Origin of the sequence: Pseudomonas promysalinigenes (assembly GCF_014269025.2) — a bacterium.
Classification (GTDB): Bacteria; Pseudomonadota; Gammaproteobacteria; order Pseudomonadales; family Pseudomonadaceae; genus Aquipseudomonas; species Aquipseudomonas promysalinigenes.
The window spans coordinates 3,384,558-3,402,774 of record NZ_CP077094.1; the positions used below are offsets into that span (position 1 = coordinate 3,384,558).

Below are 18,217 nucleotides of genomic sequence, written 5' to 3' on the forward strand. Positions count from 1 at the left end.
GTGCATTGCAACGACTGCTGGCCCTGTTATTGCTCTGGGCCACCTACAGCCTGGCAGAGCAACCGGTGGTACGTTTTTCTGTGGCCGAAAGCTGGAGCATGCCGCTGGTGCGTATCGAAGGCGATCAACCTGTGGAGGGCCTGGTGTTCGATCTTGTTCAGGCGCTGGCACAAGAAGCTGGTGTGCGCCCGGAATACCACGTACTGGCGCGCCTACGCATGCAGCAGGCCATGGACGCGGGTGATATCGACGTGCGCTGTTACGTCAGCACTCAATGGTTCAATGATCGGCCGGGGAATTTCGTGTGGAGCATCCCATTGATCGAGCAGCGCGATGTGCTGGTCGGGCGCCCGGGCGACAGCGATTCGACTCGCCCCGAGCAATTGCAACCCCAGGCGATCGGTACGGTGCTGGGGTACACCTACGGCACCCTCGAGCCGCTGTTTGCTCAAGGCCAGCTGCAGCGCGAGGACAGCCGTAGCCAGCAACTGGCGCTGCAAAAGCTGCAGGCTGGGCGATACCGGCATGCGGTCAGCAACCAACTGGCGCTGCAGTGGTTCAACCAGCATTTACCGCCCGCACAGCGGCTGCAAGCGCAGGCGGTGGTGGAGGAGCAAGCGTTGGGATGCCTGGTTAGAAATGATCCGGCGATACCGACCCAGGGAATACTGCGGGCCTTGGTGCGGATGAAGCAGTCGGGGGATATCGAACGGATTATCCAGCGCTACGGGGCGGCTACTTATTCGGGAAAGGCTTTGGCAGCCCAGCCTGAACCGGAGTAGAGAGCAATCCTTTGCCAGCCGCATGCCTATCACGCCGGGACGAAATAATATCAATAGGCCATCATCCAGTGTAAAGTTGCGCGCCTCAATGCCCAGTGAAGGGCGAGACCGTAACCACATTTAGGAAAGTTGCATGTCCACCGTTCGAAATCTGACCGCTGCCGCCCTCATCGTGTTGACCACCGGCTGTGCTACCGGCCTCAACTCGGTCCAGGAGTCGGAACTCGCTGGCTACCGCGCCAGGAACCTCTCGGTTGAAGAAAAAAAACCCGGGCTTGCCGCAGGCCTTGGCCTGCTGCCAGGTGGTGGATCGTTCTACGGCCGCGCATACGGCTTTGGCGTGGTGAACCTGCTGTTCTGGCCGCTCTCCATTCTTTGGGATCCGGTGAGCGGGCATGACGCTGCAGAAATGATCAACTACCAAGCCACCAAAGCGCATGTGGCAACGCTGAAAAAGCACGATATGGACGCGCTGGATGCCCAGCTTGAGTCTGAGGCGATCGACATCAAGCGATACGCACTCGACAAACGCAAGATTGAAGAGAAGTACAACCTCTGAGCTTTAGCGCCCCTGGCGTATGAAGCGACTGTAAGATCGAGCGCCGGCGGCGCTCGATCTTACAGGCACCAAAAATGTTATGCCGAGCACCCACCTGCCCCACGGCAATCTGCATCACCCGCAGACCATGCTGGAGCAACTATATTTTCAGACCCCGGAAATGGAGGCGGCCCCACCAGCCACACCCCGGCACTCGATGTTCCCGCTATGGCTGCTCCCTTCCGGGCCTGACCAGGTTAACGGGTAATCAATGCGGGGGGACCGATGGGGCAAGGGTTTCAGGCTGATTGGGTAGTTCGCCGCCCTCCCGTGCAGATATCCAGCACGGGTGCTCAAAGCTTGGGGTGTGACCAGAATTGTTCCACTCAATTGGTCCACTTTATTGGTCCACTCTGGCGCTCTCCTATGGCTTACATCGTCCGTCGCCAATCCGTTTACTACCTTAATCTACGACTACCGAAGCATCTATTCCATCAGCGTCAAACCTTACGCATATGCCTGCGTGTGCGAGAACGTCAGGCTGCATTGTTCCTTGCCAGCTCTCTAGCTCAGCAAGTGCATTACCACCTAACTGAACATCCTCTGACAGCCCCTGAGACGCTGCGTGCCCTGTGTAAGCAGTGGCGAGACTCTACCCCTCAGCCAATCACCATGGCTGCACCACGAAGACCTACAGCGGCCACAGCGAAGCCACAAAGCGACGGTCCTACCCTCGCCACCCTGTCCAAACTCTATATAGAAGAAGGCAAACGCGGCGGCACATGGCGGCAAGGCAGTACCGATGACATCGAGCGTGCCCTAGCTGACCTGTTCGAGCTAATGGGTGATATGCCTGCGTTAGCCTTCGACGCTCATCAAGCTCGCCTGCTGAAAGAACGACTCAGCCGCTGCCCCCAGTACTTCGGTTTACGGCCAGAGTTCAAGGGCAAGACGCTGAAGCAAGTGATCGAGTCAGGTAACAACTACAAGACCATCAATGCAGTGACCGTTAACAATCGGCTACGCAAGCTCACTGCCTTCCTGAACTGGTGCAAGGCCAACAGCTACATAGAGGAGAATCCGCTAGCCGGAATGAAAGTGATGACGGGATCGGGAAAAGAGGCACGACTGTCCTTTGACCGCCCTGATCTAGTCGCCCTGCTCGACCATGAAGCCTTAAAGAAAGAAGCCCGCAAGCATCCATGGCGTTATTGGCTACCCCTGCTTGGGCGAGCCACTGGGGCACGACTAGAAGAGCTATGCCAACTGCGTGTCGAGGACTTCATTGAGCAACAGGGAATCCAGTGCATCCGTATTGATGACAGCCGTGAAGGCCAGAACCTGAAGAACGCCAGCAGCCGACGAGTACTTCCCCTGCACCCTGCCCTGCTAGACCTTGGCCTACTTATGTACGTTGAGTCTGTCAGGACCAAGGGGGCGGATCGCGCATTCCCTGAGCTGGAAGCAGTACGTGGGAAGCTGGGTCACGCACCGTCGAAGTGGTTCGGTCGGTTCAAGACGAAGCTGGGAATCACAGATCCCCGAAAGACCTTCCACAGCTTTCGCCATACGCTCATTGATGACCTGCGTGACGCTGGGGTGCAGGACTCACTGATCAAGCGTATCGCTGGCCACGAGGATGGGGCCGTCACATTCAGCATCTACGGAAGTCGCAGCCCTACAAAAGCCATGCTGGAAGCTTTGGTGCAAGTAACTTTGTAGCACCCAGCAGCCCGCACCGGCGGTTGCAATCTGTGGCGAGCTTGTCGCTGATGGCCAAGAGCTTCAGTACAGGCTCGAACACATCACTACAGGCGTTTCCACCAGTAAAATGGAACAATACACATATAAGTAAACTTTACTTTATGCAATTGACATGTATATAAAACAGACCTATTGACGCGACTGAAATAGCCTGTACTATTTTCACACCTGCCTACGCAGACACCAGCAATACCTCACCTTACCAGACCACCACACCTCGTTTGTTCAAGCCTATAGGCCACTGAGCAGAGCGGGTTTCGTGCTGCCTGCGATATAGAGCAACAGACCAAGCAACAAACAATATGCAATGCCCTCGTACGCATACAGCGCTTAATCACAGAGAATTATTAATTGAAAACCGCCATCTTCACCGCCCCACCCAACCACCTCAGTATTAATGGACTAATTATCGATAAATGCACTGGCGAGATCCTTGGACACGATGACACACCATCAGTACTTACTGGCCCTGCCAAATACAAATGCGAACTTGGTAAGTGCCGAAGCACTGATGACTTTGAGGATCACCTAAGCTTCGTTGATCGACGTAAACTTCCACCCCACGCACTGCACTCATTACGAAGTGAAGTGGACCATGCTCACGGAGAATGGCGTCGCACTGGCATGGACTGCCGCATCACCATTCCGCAACTGCGATTATTAGAACAACTTCACGGACTTATCCTTTACCGAAACATTATCATCACGAGCCAGGCCAATCTAGCCCAATCGTTAGGAGTCGCCGAATCAAATTTAATGAAGAAGTTAAGGCTACTGACTGATAGCCACATGCTGCGGGTCTTTACATCACGAGACAGCAGTATGCGTAAGGGCGAGATAAAGCTAAGCGTGAATCCACGACTGATTTTCAGGGGCGATGATTACGCCCGTGGCGAATACATTGAGAGATGGTACCAACCCACTGGATACTTGCATAAAGGAACGACTGAGCTTCCCGAGGCACCAGACTCCCTCACCATAGCTGCGTAGGTAACTCAAAAAAGCTACGCAAGAATCGGAGCGGAAGCCCCGGAGCACAAGGGGCGCGACAAAACTCTATTATAATAAGAACTTACCAACTATCCGACAAGGCAGCACTAGCAGCACTTCGCCAAAGCGGAGCTTTGAAACTATCGTCTCTATACATTATTTTTGTGGCGTTACGCCACAACAGGACATTCGGTGCCTGAAGCACGAACAACAATTCTATTAAGCAGGGGAAGATAGGGGTGACACCCCTTTCTTGATCTTGCTTCTATCTCTACAGATAGCGGGTGCAGCATAACACCGGAACGGTACGTTACATTTAACCCTACAGTTAAGACTAAGTAGATCGGGGGCTTTCGCTTCTGCCCCCGCTTCCGCAGGTACTATGCCGTAAGGCATTACAGGAACTGTAATCATGCAGAGGGGTGTGGTGCATCACCACCCACCAAAACTAATGAGAGCACGTAGAAGACCACTGAATCGTGACGAAGCGTCACATAGTCACCGCCTCAAATAAACTCATATAGCGAACCCTGCTGAATGCTGTCCTTTGCACTGATGAGCAGCTGCTTGATGCAAGCTGGTCATCCTCAATAATCCTGTCGAGAACGCCCACTAAGATCACATCAACCAGTTCACACTCAAGCCTGTTGTTTGGTGCAAACCCAACCGGAAGTTAAATGATGCAGACCACCGGTTGCTGATCAAGAGCGTCACTTATCAGTGCTGCCACGCACTGTCCAGTGCAATCATCCCGAAGGGGTTGTTATGTGCTCGCCTGCTCAAGCGTCTGGATGTGGTCGAGTCTGCTTGATTCTCTGCACGCCTATATCGACGAAAGGCCGTAAAGACTCTTGACACTGCCCCACCTCAAGCAAACGTATCGTAGCCGCTATGACAGCTAGTGGGACTTTACAGGTTACCCGGTACACCACATCCTATCAGTCACAGCAGAGGCGGTACCTAGGGCGGCATAGACGCTATAGTTAACTAATGGAAAACTAACTAGATAACTAATCCAGCTGGTCACTTCTCTGAGCCTTCTTGATTCCGCTACACCCGAGAAAGCCCCTATTTATGGGGCTTATGCTAGGCCTGGGTCAAGCCAAGTCAGCGTTCGCAAGTGTCAATGGCAAAATTTATGAACGCAGAACAGCAGATCAGCATGAAGCGAGCGTCAGCCTTAGTCGTAGTAGCGTCATCTTTCATCATCGCGTGCCGAATTCCGTCACCATCGCTCGCATAACCATAGAGTTTATTAAAAGCCTGCTTCACTATCGGTTCGAGCCGATGTTTGTCTTCCAATACCTTAAGGGCGTCGCCCAAAGTCGCTTTCGGATTGCCGGTGATATGTCTCGCCAACGACTCGACGGCACTGATGCTTTCCTTTATCGAGTTGCGATAATCTGGTGCATCTCGATTTGTAAGCATCCCGAGAGCCGTTTGAAGATGCTGCTTAACCCCAGCGTAAGGCTGGGCTGCACGCAGGGCACTGTCAATCTCTTCAAGCTCAACTTCCGACGTTATTGGTGCAATTTGCCGCTCGATGAACCTATACCCGGAATTCTGCTTTTCCAATACCAAATTTGCGAACTCGATGAAAGAATCGCGCCAGCGACGCGAGTGGTCTCTTTCTTCGGGTCCGTAGTCGGCCATGAATTCTAGGAAATCGTATATCTTATTCCAGGGCATGGCCATGAATCGTGCACGGATGTGACGATTTAGCTCGGACCAGTAGTCGGGAAGCTCATCAATGCTAATGTCGTGGTGGAAAGCATAGGCTTTTGAGAACGTGTCGAAGTTCGAATAGCGTAACAAATTAGTTTGGTATCCGTTTCTGTACTTCTCCCAAAATGAGAGAGTCAGGACGTTCCAGAGGGCCCCTCGAAGATTGTCGTCCACCCGTTCTATTTGAATGGCTTTGCTGGCCGGCTCTAAACCCATACGCTGCGAGAAACTCATGTTTATCCCCCTATGCGGATCACCCGCTCCTAACGTACTGCATTCCCAAGCGGTACGGGTAGCGCTGCCAACAGCAGCATCATCAAACGACCGATTAACAATACCCGTGTATCTGCCCTTTAATGGGACCATTAAAATAGGCTTGCAAGCAGTTAATGATACCTTTACCATGATCCCACCTTAAATGATCCCTTGGTGACGCCGATGTCCCGTACCTTCCTATATTGCCGCGTTAGTACGTCGTATCAGTTCACCGAGAACCAGGTACAGGATGTTAAGAATGCCGGCTTCGATGTGCAGGCCAATCGGGTGATTGAAGAGACGATTTCCGGTAGCGTCCCTGCAAGCGAGCGTCCCGGTTTCCAGAAGTTGCTGGAACGGATGGAATCAGGTGATGTGCTGATCGTCACAAAGTTGGACCGCCTTGGACGCAACGCTATGGATGTACGGCAGACAGTCGAGCAACTGGCAGCAACCGGCATCCGCGTTCACTGCCTCGCCCTTGGTGGCGTAGACCTGACCAGTGCAGCGGGCAAGATGACCATGCAGGTGCTTGGTGCTGTCGCAGAGTTCGAGCGGGATTTGCTGATCGAGCGTACACAGTCCGGTCTGAAGCGTGCCAAGGCCGAAGGTAAGAAACTGGGGCGCCCTGAAGCGGTTGATACGACCAAGGCGGTGCAGAAGGCCAAGGCCAAGAACATGACACAGGCGGAAGTGGCAGCCGAACTCAACATCGGTATCGCCACGGTCAAACGGCACTGGAACAAGGCGCTGTAAGGCCCTACGCTGCGGTATCTGTCCTATAACGAGAAACGCCACATGGATGATAAGGCCGCTGCTACAGCCGACGCCCTAGAGCTGCCGCATATAAACCAGACCGCCCTGAGGGCAGCCATCGAGGAAGTAAGTACATGGATCAGGCAGCGTGGGTCTGTAATTGCCCACGAAAACACGATGACATGCCTACAGGCACTTGATGCCAACGCAGACGCTATCGCTTCAGCGATAGATCGCCTACGCTCATAGCCGCCTTTTGGCGGCTTTATGCTACCTGCGATATTCTGAAATTTGCTGGTGCGGGTAGTACGTAGATCGACTTAGGGTTAGGCACCGACCCACACGTGAAAAAGGATTTCACGCTAAACAGCTTCTTGTCAGCCCCTGAAACCGCTTCAGGTATCCCCCAGCGTCTCGGGCAGGGATAGCGTGTCGCTCCTTAACCACGGAGCCCGGAGCACCATCGCTTTTCGGGATCACATCGAGGAAGTACATCGGAATCCCCGTATCCGCAGTTACAGTGGTCGTATCGCCTCGACGATAGCTCTTCGCACCGTCAAACCGGATCAATTCAAACCCGCGAGCGTTCTCATTGAATGCTCCAACTACACACGCAGAAAAGTCTTCTGGCGAGCGCTCGGTCGTTAACGTGGCTGCCGGGACAGTTTCTCTCAGCTGCTCAATTGATTTCGCACCACAAGAAATGAGAAGCAAGGTGCTTAATATCACTAACGCGTTCCGCATAAGAAGAACTAAGCCTCCTCTGTAATAGAGTCAGCTGCCTTAATGCCTTCCTCAAGCAAAACGCGTCGAAACTCCTTCAGCACCTGCTTGCCGAGCTTGGTCAAAGACCAGTATCTGGCGCTATCACTTACTGGATGTTTCTTCTTTGATGGCTCCACCAAATCCAATGCTGCAAAGTCAGCAAGTATATCAGTTACGATATTCACACCTATAGGGTGGTTCTGCACATACTTCGTCCCCACCAAATGAAGAGCTATATTCTTGCCGACCTCGGCGCTCGAATTTTCTACGAGTAGATTTTTGGCAACCCAGTGAAATACGTCTGCAAGAGTAACGGTTACTGGCTCAACATCTTCCCAACGTGGTTTATCCTGAGTTCTTGCTGCCAGCTTCCTTTTGTTGGCATTTAGCACCTTAATAGCCGAACGCACCTCATCATGCTGCGTCTCCTCTTTCTTTCTAACTGCATCCAACTGCTCTCTTAAACTTGCGTTCTCACTACTAAGACGAGTCAGCTCTTTAGTAACTTCAGCACCGGTCACCTGATCCGCCCGAGTCCATCCAGTGCGGGGGTTTGCGGTAATTGCCTTCATTAAAGCTATTGATAGCTTTCCGTGAAGGTCATCCTTATTCGACCAAAAATTTACCAGCCTTGACTTGACCTTTGATTTAAACCTAGTTAAGCGCTGAAGCGCCTTAGCTTCTGTCTCGCATAGGTCTCGAGGCCAGGGAGCAGAGTCATCTATAACGAATCCTAAGATAGGAACTCCCTTCTCAACCGCATAGTCATATTCTTTCTCTGTGTAACCAACACCTTCCGCAGTAACGGAACCATATCGATGAGCAACGATTAGAACGTAATAATCTATTTCATCTATCTGACGAGCAATAATTTTCCATTGCTCCTCATCAGCAGCACTAAACATCTCCATCCCAACCGGGATATGACCCATCTCCAAAATAGCCTTGATAGCTTGCTCCCGCTCCCCTACAAGATCTTGGTAAGTGGAACTAACAAAAACCTGATACTTCTTCATGCACCCCCCCCAACGAAACATAACGCGAAAACACAACTAAAAGGACATCAAACCTGCAACATCAACAAGCACTACTCATATAGCGAAATAGTCCCTTTTAACTGATCTGCAAAACCGTAAATATCGTCCACAGATGTGATCGGATGGCGCGTTTCGCTCTTCTCAGCGTCGAATATACCTATGTACTTCTGGCTGCGATTGAAGTGCAACCGGCAAATCGGTTTACGATTATTATCGTCCAGCAGAATTCCGAAGTAACTTTGGGTATCACGATGAACGATCCGCTTTGCATCCACAACCGCCCGCACAATTGCCTTGACTATGTGGAAACCTTCAAGCTCTTCAAGAGTAGTCTGGATACGGTCGTCGTCGCCGGCTTCCTCAGAAGACTCAGGCGCCGTTGATGCTTGAACGGCCATCATTGCATAAGACGGCTCGACTGCACCGCTCATAGCTGATTTCAACCTGTCGTTGATCTGATCTCCTAGAAACTGGATTGCCGCTTTCCTAGTCAAGGTGGTGAACTGCTCTCTCACCTTCTGCGTAATGATCCCGTCGTAGACCCGAGTAGCGAAGAACTTCACAAACTCGTCACTAGGCTGACTGAACTGCGAAGCCATCTCTTTCTTGATCTGACCAACGTACTTCAGTTCTCCAGCAGCACTGATGATGGAGTCAACATCGAACGCGGACTTGGTTAGCTTCTGAAGCTCCGGAAGGGCGTGCTCGTCCAGATCGAGAAGGTCCAGCTCCAAGAATGGTTTCTCATCCATCTTATTAGGGGCATCGAGGTCGGTGAAGAATCGGTAGACCTGGCCATTGGTAAGGATGGAGATACGGGCGGTGGTGACGTGGAAATACCGGAAGAGCTGGCTCGCGTGATTGATATGCAGCGGCTCGCCGATTTTCTTGCACTCGATCAGGATCTGAATCTCGCCGTTCTTCATGATGGCGTAGTCGATCTTCTCGCCCTTCTTCGTCCCCACGTCGCAGACGTACTCTGGCGTAACCTCTGAGGGATCGAAAACGTCGTAGCCTAGGACGGAGTTGATGAAGGGCATGACAAAGGCAATCTTGGTCGCCTCTTCTGTCTGGATAGCAGGGCCCTGCTGGCGGATCTTGGCTGATAATGCGTTCAGTCGCTCTACGAATTCCATGTCTCGCTCCTCGCTCAGATGCCACATCCTAGTAGCAGTGCTGCCGTACTGGCAATTACAAATCACAGCGAGTGAAGGGGGATAAGCGCCACATGAGCGGATGACAGGGCGGCGCCGAGATTGGCGTAACCAGAGAGGGGATTGGAGAGGCGAGATGACGAAGCTAGAATACTCAGCACGGTGCACCGCATAGGTGTACTACGGCACTGGTCCACTTCGAGAATTTGAGAGGGAAAATTCCTTTAGAATTAAGGACTTGCGTAATGGAGGCGGCCCCACCAGCCACACCCCGGCACTCGATGTTCCCGCTATGGCTGCTCCCTTCCGGGCCTGACCAGGTTAACGGGTAATCAATGCGGGGGGACCGATGGGGCCACCACTACGCGGCTCGCTGAGCAGCGAGCCGCGCCATTGTACCGCTCTGGGGCGAAGATACAACCTTTAAGATAAGAAAAACTCATCATTTCTCAATGACTTGTCCCGCCCATGGCATATCTAGGCCTGCAACTCAGCCCTCAACAATATTCCACCGATCAGACGGTAATGCCATGCTCGGCCAGAAAGGCAACAAACGCCTCTTCATCCAACACCCTCACCCCAAGCTCACTGGCCTTTGCCAGCTTTGAACCAGCACCAGGCCCTGCTACCACGCAGTGGGTTTTGCCAGAAACCGAGCCGGCGACCTTCGCGCCCAGGCTCTCAAGCTTTTCTTTGGCGATATCGCGGCTAAAGCGCTCCAGAGAGCCTGTCAGCACCCACGTCTGGCCGGCCAGCGGCAGGCCTTCGGCAACTTTCCTCTCGCTGTTCCAGTGCATGCCAAAGGCCAGCAGTTGCGCCTCGATATCACGGGCCAGTTGCTGATTGGCCTGGTCCTTGAAGAACTCGCGCACGGCTTCGGCCTGTTTCGCCGCCAGGGCCTGGCGCAAGTCGATACCATCGGCAGCAATGATCTTGTCCAAGCTGCCAAGCTTGTCCACCAGCTTCTGCGCGCCAGTAGGGCCCACCGAAGGTATGTCCAGTTTGGCGATCAACCCAGCCAGCGTGGTGCTTGCCGCAAACTCGGCTGCCAACTCCCCTTCATCCTGCAACTGCATGCCGCTGGCCAGCAATTGCTCGATGACCTTGCGGTTGTGCTCGTCCTCGAAGAAGTTGTGAATCTCGTAGGCCACTTCCAGGCCGATGTCCGGCAAATAGGTCAGCACCTGGGGCAGTGCCTGCTGCACACGGGCCAGGCTACCTAGCGTGCGGGCAAGTACTTTGGCGGTTTCTTCACCCACATCAGGAATGCCCAGGGCGTAGATGAAGCGGGCCAGGCTCGGGCGCTTGCTGGCTTCGATAGCGTCCAGCAGCTTGTTGCTGGAGACTTCGGCGAAGCCCTCCAGGCCGACGATCTGTTCGAACTTGAGCTTGTACAGGTCGGCGGGCGAGCTAATCAGGCCTTCATCCACCAACTGCTCGACGCTCTTTTCACCCAGGCCATCGATGTCCATGGCCCGGCGCGATACGTAGTGAATGATCGCCTGCTTGAGTTGGGCAGCGCAGGCCAGGCGGCCAACGCAGCGGTATACCGCCCCTTCGCTGGTGGTTTCCTTACCCTTGCTGCGCTTGATCAGCTGGGTGCGCTCGACCTGCGAGCCACAGACTGGGCATGCGCTGGGCACCTCTACCGGGCGGGCATGGTCTGGACGGCGCTCGAGCACGACCTGCATGACCTGCGGGATCACATCGCCGGCGCGGCGGATGATCACCGTGTCACCGATGCGCAGCCCCAGCCGGGCGATTTCGTCCATGTTGTGCAGCGTGGCATTTGACACAGTCACGCCAGCGACCTTGACGGGCTTCAGACGCGCCACAGGCGTGACGGCCCCGGTGCGCCCGACCTGGAACTCCACGTCCAGTACTTCGGTGAGCTCTTCCATAGCCGGGAACTTGTGGGCGATGGCCCAGCGCGGCTCACGGGCGCGAAAGCCCAGCTCGCGTTGGGCAGCCAGGCTGTTGACCTTGAACACCACACCGTCGATCTCGTAGGGCAGGCTGTTGCGCCGCTCGCCAATGTCACGGTAGTAGGCCAGGCATTCTTCGATCCCTGCTGCATGCTTGAGTTCGCGACTGATCGGCAGGCCCCACTGCTTGAGCTGTTCGAGGATGCCGATATGGCTTTGGCCAATGCTCCCGGAAACCTGCCCGACGCCATAGCAGCAGAACTCCAGCGGGCGACTGGCGGTGATTTTCGAATCCAGCTGGCGCAGGCTGCCGGCTGCGGCGTTGCGCGGGTTGGCAAATGTCTTGCCGCCGGCCTCGGCTTGGGCCGCGTTGAGCCGGTCGAAGCCAGCCTTGCTCATGTAGACCTCGCCACGCACCTCCAGCACCGCAGGCCACCCTTCGCCCTGCAGCTTGAGCGGAATGTTGCGCACGGTACGTACGTTAGCGCTGATATCTTCTCCGGTGGTGCCGTCGCCACGGGTTGCACCCTGCACCAACAAGCCATCCCGATACAATAGGCTCACGGCCAGGCCATCGAGCTTAGGCTCGCAACTGAAATCCACCGTGCCAGGCTGATCGAGCCCATCGACCACGCGACGGCCAAATTCACGCAGGTCCGCCTCCTCGAAGGCGTTGCCCAAGCTGAGCATCGGTATTTCGTGACGCACCTGGGCGAAAGCCGCCAGCGCCGCGCCACCGACCCGCTGGGTGGGCGAGTCGGGGGTAATCAGGTGCGGGTATTCGGCTTCCAGGGCCTTGAGCTCATTGAACAGGCGGTCGTATTCAGCATCGGGCACGCTGGGCTCGTCCAGCACGTAGTAGCGGTAGTTGTGCTGATCGAGCTCGGCGCGCAAAGCGTGGATTCGGTTTTCGGCGGTCATTTTTCAGGTTCTCTTGCAAAGCAAAAGAGCAGCCCTGGGCTGCTCTTGCGCTTGAAACGGGGTGGGTAAGACCAAGGCCAGGCCACCCACTGGTCTACATCAGCGTTTTTGGGTCAGCGCGCGGCGCTCGAACTCGACGATGCGCTGGCGATAATGCTCGATGGTTTGCGCCGTCAGCACGCTGCGCTGGTCGTCCTTGAGTTCGCCATTGAGCTCGTGGGCCAGCTTGCGCGCCGCCGCCACCATCACATCGAAGGCCTGCTTCGGATGACGTGGGCCTGGCAGACCCAGGAAGAAGCTCACTGCACGGGTGCTGAAGTGGTCGATATCGTCAAGGTCGAAGATACCCGGCTTGACTGCGTTGGCCATGGAGAACAGCACTTCGCCGTGACCGGCCATGCTCTCGTGGCGGTGGAAAATATCCATTTCGCCAAAACGCAGGCCGCTTTCAAGAATGTTCTGCAGCAGAGCTGGCCCCTTGAAACCACCTTCGTCGCGGGAAATGACGCTGATCACCAATACTTCCTCGACGGGCGGCAATTCCTTGGCCGAGTTGCCAGCGGCGGCAAAGCCATTGTTGCGGCTGTTGTCAGCGGTGAACGATTCGTCGGCATCGGCGAACAGGTCAGGCTCGCGCGGTTCAGCGACCAAGTCGAGGTCGCCCTGCTCTTGGGCAGCACGCTTGTTGCGCTTGCTGGCCTTGGCCGGTTTCGGCTCACGCTCGCGGTCGCGCTCCCGGGCCGGGGCACTGAGCGACGGCAGGTCGGCCTCGTCCAGTTCTGGCTCCTTCTGGGTTTCCAGTACCCGCGACGGGCCGAGCACTTCCGCACTGCCCTCCTCGTCCGGCAGGTTGGAATAACTGCGATCCAGACGGAATTTCAGCTTGCCTTTTCCGCCGCGCATACGGCGCCAGCCGTCGAAAAGAATACCGGCGATGACAATGACGCCGATGACGATCAGCCACTCGCGCAGACCGATTTCCATGTAATCCCGTGCCTCTATAAAAATATGCTTGAAAACAAAGGGTTCAAAAGCCCTTTAACACGTGGCGCCAACTCTATGTTCTGACAGGCGTTTTACCCACGCAAAAAACGAGTGACATTAAGCTAGCACGACCAAAGACAACTTTACACCGTCTGTCGCACATGTCAGGGGACATTTGCCTACGCTTTTCATCCCGATCTTCGTTCATCAGGCGTCCACCATGGCCAGGGCCTCCTCTACATCAACTGCAACAAGACGTGAACAGCCCGGCTCATGCATGGTCACCCCCATCAGTTGATCCGCCATCTCCATGGCGATCTTGTTATGGGTGATGTAGATGAACTGCACGCTTTCACTCATTTCCTTGACCAGCCGGGCGTACCGCCCAACGTTGGCATCGTCCAGTGGCGCATCGACCTCGTCGAGCATGCAGAACGGTGCTGGGTTCAACTTGAAGATGGCAAACACCAGCGCCAAAGCGGTCAGTGCCTTCTCGCCGCCGGATAGAAGATGGATGGTGCTGTTCTTCTTGCCCGGCGGACGCGCCATAATCGTCACCCCTGTATCGAGTAGATCTTCGCCCGTCAGTTCCAGATAAGCGCTGCCACCACCGAAAACTTTTGGAAAAAGTGCCTGTAATCCTGCATTTATCTGATCAAAGGTATCCTTGAAGCGGTTGCGGGTTTCCTTGTCTATCTTGCGAATGACGTTTTCCAAGGTATCAAGGGCCTCGACCAGGTCGGCATCCTGGGCGTCCAGGTAACGCTTGCGCTCGGACTGCTGCTCGTATTCCTCGATGGCCGCCAAGTTGATCGCGCCCAGGCGCTGGATACGGCCTTCGACCTGCTCCAGCTCAAGCTCGGTGCCCTGCTCACTGACGTCGGCCTCGAGCGTGGCCAGCACGCCTTGCAAATCGTAGCCATCAGCCAACAATTGCTCCTGCAAGGTGCGCCGACGTATATCCAGGCCCTGGTTTTCCAGGCGCATCTGCTCCAGCTGGCCACGCAGCAGTTGGGCTTGCTGTTCGGCCTGGGTGCGGCGCTTTTCGGCATCACGCAATGCGCGATCTGCTTCGTCCATGTGCAGCCGCGCCTGACGCATTTCCTCGTCGACGCTCATGCGCCGCTCCAGCAGTTCCTCAAGCTTAAGGCGCAGCTCTTCAAGCGGTGCTTCACCTTCTTCGAGGTTCAGGTTCAGTTGCTCCTGACGCTCGCTCAGCCGTGCGGCCTGCTGCTCCAGGCGCTCCAATGCCTGGCGAGTGGAGTCATGCTGGGCGCGCAGCGAGCCAAGGCGCACGGCCAACTGATGGGCGTGGTCCTTGTGCTGCCGGGCTTGCTGGCGAATGCGGTCAAGGCCTTCACGCAGCGTGTCGCGGCGCGCCATCAGTTGCTCGCGCTGCTCGGTGTCCTGGGCCATAAGGTCCAGCGCCTCCTGCAGCAGAAGGCGCGCTTCGCCACGTTGCTCGTGCTCAAGCGCCCGTTGCTCCTGAAGCTCGGCCAGTTCTTCCTGCAGGCGACGCCGCCGCAGCTCGAGCTGCTCGGCGCGAGCGCGCTCAGCGGACAGACTGGCCTTGAGCTCGCCGTGCTGGCGGTTTTCTTCCTGGCTACGGCGGCGCAATTGCTCGCGCTGCTCTTCCAGTTCAAGCTGTTGCTCGCGGGTGATCTGCGCCTCGTGCTCCAGCTGTTCCAGCGCCGCCTCAAGTGCCTGTTGCTCCTCACCCAACCGTTCGATTTCCTGGGCACGGGCCAGCACACCCCCTTGAGACTCGGCACCGCGGCTGACGCGCAGAAAATGCCGCCCCACCCAGTAGCCATCGCGGCTCACCAGGCTTTGCCCGTCGCTCAACGCGGCGCGCTTGGCCAACGCCTCGGCAAGGTCTTGTACTGGTTGCACATGGCCTAGCCACGGCGCCAAGTCGGTGCGCCCTTCGACCTTGTCGAGCAGGCTGCCGGGCTGGCGCTCACCACCTTCGGCTGCCAGCAGCAGGCGCAGCTCACCCTGCTCCAGGGCGCTGAAGTTCAAGCCAGCAAAATCGTCCAGGAGCACGGCTTGCAAATCGGCGCCCAGCACGGTTTCCACGGCCAGCTCCCAGCCCGGCTCAACGCGCAGGCCCTCAGCCAGGCGCGGACGCAGGTCCAGCCCATGGTCCTGAAGCCATTGGGCAGTACCGCCCACAGGCTCCAGAGCAGCCTGCTGCAGCGCCTCGAGCGAGGCCAGGCGGCCGCCCAGACGCTGCAAGTCGCCTTGTTGCTGCTGCTGGGCGTGAATCGCCTGCTGCAATTGCTCGCGCACGTGCTCCAGGCGCTCGACCACTTGTTGCTCCGACACCTGCAACTGCTCAAGCAGCATCTCGCTGGCGGCCAGTTGCTCGGCCAACTCCAGCATGCCGGTATCCTGCGGGTCCACGCCCAGTTGCTCACGCTCCTCGGCCAGCTTGCGCTGACGCTCGGCCAGGCGCTCCAGGCTGGCTTCTAGCTGCTGCAGCCGGGCCTGCTGCACCTCGGCTTGGCGCCGTGGTTCAGCGGAGCGAGTGTTGAAACTGTCCCACTGCTCTTGCCAGCCATGCATACCCAGCTCGGCTTCTTCAAGGCTAGCGGCAGCTTCTTCGGCGCCAGCCAGGGTCAGCTCCTGCTCCGGCTCGAGCATCGCCAGCTCTTCACCGAGTGTGGCCAACAGGGTGCGGTCATGCCCCAGGTGAGATTCGGTCTCCTGGCGGCTACGCTCGGCCTCCTTCAAATCGTCCTGCAACTGGCGCAGGCGCTGCTGGCCATGCTGGATGCTCTGCTCCACCCGAGCAATGTCACCGGCCACTGAGTAAAAGCGGCCTTGCACTTGATTGAATCGCTCGGAGAGCTCGTGGTGGCCGTCGCGCAGGCGTTCGATACTGGCATCGGCGTTACGCTGCTCCGCCACCAGCGCCTCGTGGGCAATATCCTGGTCACCGATCACCGCCTCACGCTGGCGCACACGCTCATCCAGGTCGCGCCAGCGCAACGCTGCCAGGCGGGCCTTGAGCTGGCGTTCGTAAGCCTTGTAATCACGGTACTTCTCCGCAGCCTGGGCCTGGCGCTGCAAGCGCTCGAGCTGGCGCTCCAGCTCTTCGCGCAGGTCGGTCAAGCGTGCAAGATTCTCCTGAGTCCGGCGAATCCGGCTTTCGGTTTCGCGGCGGCGCTCCTTGTATTTGGAGATACCCGCCGCCTCTTCGATGAAATTGCGCAGCTCTTCTGGCTTGGCCTCGATGAGCTTGGAGATCATGCCCTGCTCGATGATCGAATAGCTGCGCGGGCCCAGGCCGGTGCCGAGGAAGATGTCCGTGATATCGCGGCGGCGACACTTGGTGCCGTTTAGGTAATAGCTGTTCTGCCCGTCTCGGGTGACCTTGCGGCGGATGGAAATTTCGGCGTACGCCGCGTATTCGCCCAGCAGGGTGGTCTCGCTGTTGTCGAACACCAGCTCGATACTGGCCTGGCTCACCGGCTTGCGGCTGGTGGAGCCGTTGAAGATGACGTCGGTCATCGACTCGCCGCGCAGGTTCTTCGCCGAACTTTCGCCCATCACCCAGCGCACCGCATCGATGATGTTGGACTTGCCGCAACCGTTAGGGCCAACCACCGCCGCCATGTTGCTGGGGAAGTTGACCGTGGTGGGGTCGACGAACGACTTGAACCCGGCCAGGCGAATGCACTTCAGGCGCATCGGTCAGCCTCGCGCCAGCGCCGCCAGCACCAGCTCGCAACTGCGCTGGCCATAAGCGGTGAGCACCTCGCGGATATGCGGCAGGTCACGGGCGACCACGGCTTCGAGCAGGCGGGCGAACAAGTCGAGGTAGTCATCCATGTTGGCCTGGCGCTGATCCAGGGCCAGGTAGTAGGCGCGGCTCATGGCCGGCTGCAGGTTTTCAACGGTCTCCTGCAGGTAGGGGTTATCGGCGAAGGGGTAGGCTGCGCGCATCACTGCGAAACTTTCGGCGACGAACGCCTTGATATCCTGCCGTTCACTGGCCAGACGCAGGCGCTGCTGAATGTCCAGAAACGGTCGCAGGTCGGCTTCGGTGCGCCATTTTTGTGCTACCGCGTTACCCAGCAAAATGTAGAACTCGCCCATCAGGGTGCACAGGCTGCGTACGCCACGTTCGTCAAGTTCGGTGACATGGGCGCCACGTCGCGGCAGGATTGCCACCAAATGCCGACGTTCGAGGATCAACAACGCCTCGCGCACCGAACCGCGGCTGACACTCAAGGCCTGCGTGACCTTCTGCTCCTGGATACGCTCACCGGGCGCAAGCTCACCGCGGATGATGCGTTCGGCCAGGTAGTCGGCAATTTGCTCGGAGAGGCTGTCCGGCGCCTTGAACGTCATGGTTTTCCTTCAAAATCATTGAACTGGGCACAAGGAAGCGATTGTAGCGCACTTGCCTGGCACTCGCGCAGAGGGGCATTGGCCTTTATTTGACCGGTCAGACAAGCAAGGCGGCGCGATCTATGCTTGTACAAGGCACCATGTACGGCTGAGCGTCGACACGCACAATTTCCTGACCTTTGAGTCAGAAAATTATTGACCATCGCGACAGGTCTGCTTATTGTCCGCTCAACAACAATAAAACCATTGCGAGGCCATCCCC

11 protein-coding genes and 2 other RNA genes are annotated in these 18,217 nt (G+C 56.6%); 4 read left to right on the forward strand and 9 right to left on the reverse strand.

Annotated elements, in window-relative coordinates:
* The first annotated feature begins 5 nt into the window (after positions 1-5).
* Together HU725_RS15485 and HU725_RS15490 are read left to right on the forward strand one after the other, a co-directional pair.
* Positions 6-782 carry a substrate-binding periplasmic protein gene (locus HU725_RS15485; protein WP_186478454.1) on the forward strand — a complete coding sequence of 259 codons (777 nt, stop codon included), beginning with the start codon at positions 6-8 and terminating at the stop codon, positions 780-782.
* A 133-nt stretch (positions 783-915) separates the two neighbouring features.
* The gene (locus HU725_RS15490) at positions 916-1,341 is read left to right on the forward strand and encodes a hypothetical protein (protein ID WP_186478455.1); all 426 of its coding nucleotides are present in this window, start codon (positions 916-918) and stop codon (positions 1,339-1,341) included.
* A gap of 170 nt (positions 1,342-1,511) precedes the next feature.
* Here the strand turns inward: HU725_RS15490 and ffs (HU725_RS15495) are convergent.
* Positions 1,512-1,608: signal recognition particle sRNA small type (ffs, locus tag HU725_RS15495), an RNA gene on the reverse strand.
* Positions 1,609-1,746: 138 nt separating this feature from the next.
* Between ffs (HU725_RS15495) and HU725_RS15500 the strand changes: the two genes are divergently transcribed.
* Positions 1,747-3,042, forward strand: coding sequence for a site-specific integrase (locus HU725_RS15500; RefSeq protein ID WP_186478456.1), 1,296 nt, complete (start codon positions 1,747-1,749; stop codon positions 3,040-3,042).
* 2,139 nt (positions 3,043-5,181) lie between these two features.
* Here HU725_RS15500 and HU725_RS15505 read toward each other — a convergent pair.
* Complete coding sequence (locus HU725_RS15505; RefSeq protein ID WP_186478457.1) at positions 5,182-6,204, reverse strand: AbiJ-NTD4 domain-containing protein; 1,023 nt, start codon at positions 6,202-6,204, stop codon at positions 5,182-5,184.
* Positions 6,205-6,237: 33 nt separating this feature from the next.
* On the opposite strand from HU725_RS15505, the gene HU725_RS15510 reads away from it, so the two are divergent.
* Complete coding sequence (locus tag HU725_RS15510) at positions 6,238-6,810, forward strand: recombinase family protein (RefSeq protein WP_186478458.1); 573 nt, start codon at positions 6,238-6,240, stop codon at positions 6,808-6,810.
* A gap of 752 nt (positions 6,811-7,562) precedes the next feature.
* Here the strand turns inward: HU725_RS15510 and HU725_RS15515 are convergent.
* From HU725_RS15515 to HU725_RS15545, 7 genes are all read right to left on the reverse strand, one after another.
* On the reverse strand, positions 7,563-8,591 hold the full coding sequence (locus HU725_RS15515) for a DUF4062 domain-containing protein (RefSeq protein WP_186478459.1): 1,029 nt from the start codon (positions 8,589-8,591) through the stop codon (positions 7,563-7,565).
* Between the two features lie 71 nt (positions 8,592-8,662).
* Complete coding sequence (locus tag HU725_RS15520; protein WP_186478460.1) at positions 8,663-9,748, reverse strand: type I restriction endonuclease; 1,086 nt, start codon at positions 9,746-9,748, stop codon at positions 8,663-8,665.
* Positions 9,749-10,021: 273 nt separating this feature from the next.
* An RNA gene (ffs, locus tag HU725_RS15525) (signal recognition particle sRNA small type) lies at positions 10,022-10,118 on the reverse strand.
* Positions 10,119-10,281: 163 nt separating this feature from the next.
* The gene (ligA, locus tag HU725_RS15530; RefSeq protein ID WP_186478461.1) at positions 10,282-12,612 is read right to left on the reverse strand and encodes an NAD-dependent DNA ligase LigA; all 2,331 of its coding nucleotides are present in this window, start codon (positions 12,610-12,612) and stop codon (positions 10,282-10,284) included.
* 99 nt (positions 12,613-12,711) lie between these two features.
* Complete coding sequence (gene zipA / locus HU725_RS15535) at positions 12,712-13,596, reverse strand: cell division protein ZipA (RefSeq protein ID WP_186478462.1); 885 nt, start codon at positions 13,594-13,596, stop codon at positions 12,712-12,714.
* 207 nt (positions 13,597-13,803) lie between these two features.
* Positions 13,804-17,292: a chromosome segregation protein SMC gene (smc, locus tag HU725_RS15540; RefSeq protein WP_186478463.1), complete on the reverse strand. Its 3,489-nt coding sequence runs from the start codon at positions 17,290-17,292 to the stop codon at positions 13,804-13,806.
* A gap of 3 nt (positions 17,293-17,295) precedes the next feature.
* Positions 17,296-17,955, reverse strand: a complete 660-nt coding sequence (locus tag HU725_RS15545) for a GntR family transcriptional regulator (protein ID WP_060476845.1) — start codon at positions 17,953-17,955, stop codon at positions 17,296-17,298.
* Positions 17,956-18,217 lie beyond the last annotated feature (262 nt).

Bases quoted from the DNA above. Each gene is read 5' to 3' on its own strand.
- HU725_RS15490 (WP_186478455.1), top strand. From the start codon at position 916: ATGTCCACCGTTCGAAATCTGACCGCTGCCGCCCTCATCGTGTTGACC.
- HU725_RS15500 (WP_186478456.1), top strand. From the start codon at position 1,747: ATGGCTTACATCGTCCGTCGCCAATCCGTTTACTACCTTAATCTACGA.
- HU725_RS15505 (WP_186478457.1), bottom strand. From the start codon at position 6,204: ATGGTAAAGGTATCATTAACTGCTTGCAAGCCTATTTTAATGGTCCCA.
- HU725_RS15510 (WP_186478458.1), top strand. From the start codon at position 6,238: ATGTCCCGTACCTTCCTATATTGCCGCGTTAGTACGTCGTATCAGTTC.
- HU725_RS15515 (WP_186478459.1), bottom strand. From the start codon at position 8,591: ATGAAGAAGTATCAGGTTTTTGTTAGTTCCACTTACCAAGATCTTGTA.
- HU725_RS15520 (WP_186478460.1), bottom strand. From the start codon at position 9,748: ATGGAATTCGTAGAGCGACTGAACGCATTATCAGCCAAGATCCGCCAG.
- ligA (WP_186478461.1), bottom strand. From the start codon at position 12,612: ATGACCGCCGAAAACCGAATCCACGCTTTGCGCGCCGAGCTCGATCAG.
- zipA (WP_186478462.1), bottom strand. From the start codon at position 13,596: ATGGAAATCGGTCTGCGCGAGTGGCTGATCGTCATCGGCGTCATTGTC.
- smc (WP_186478463.1), bottom strand. From the start codon at position 17,292: ATGCGCCTGAAGTGCATTCGCCTGGCCGGGTTCAAGTCGTTCGTCGAC.
- HU725_RS15545 (WP_060476845.1), bottom strand. From the start codon at position 17,955: ATGACGTTCAAGGCGCCGGACAGCCTCTCCGAGCAAATTGCCGACTAC.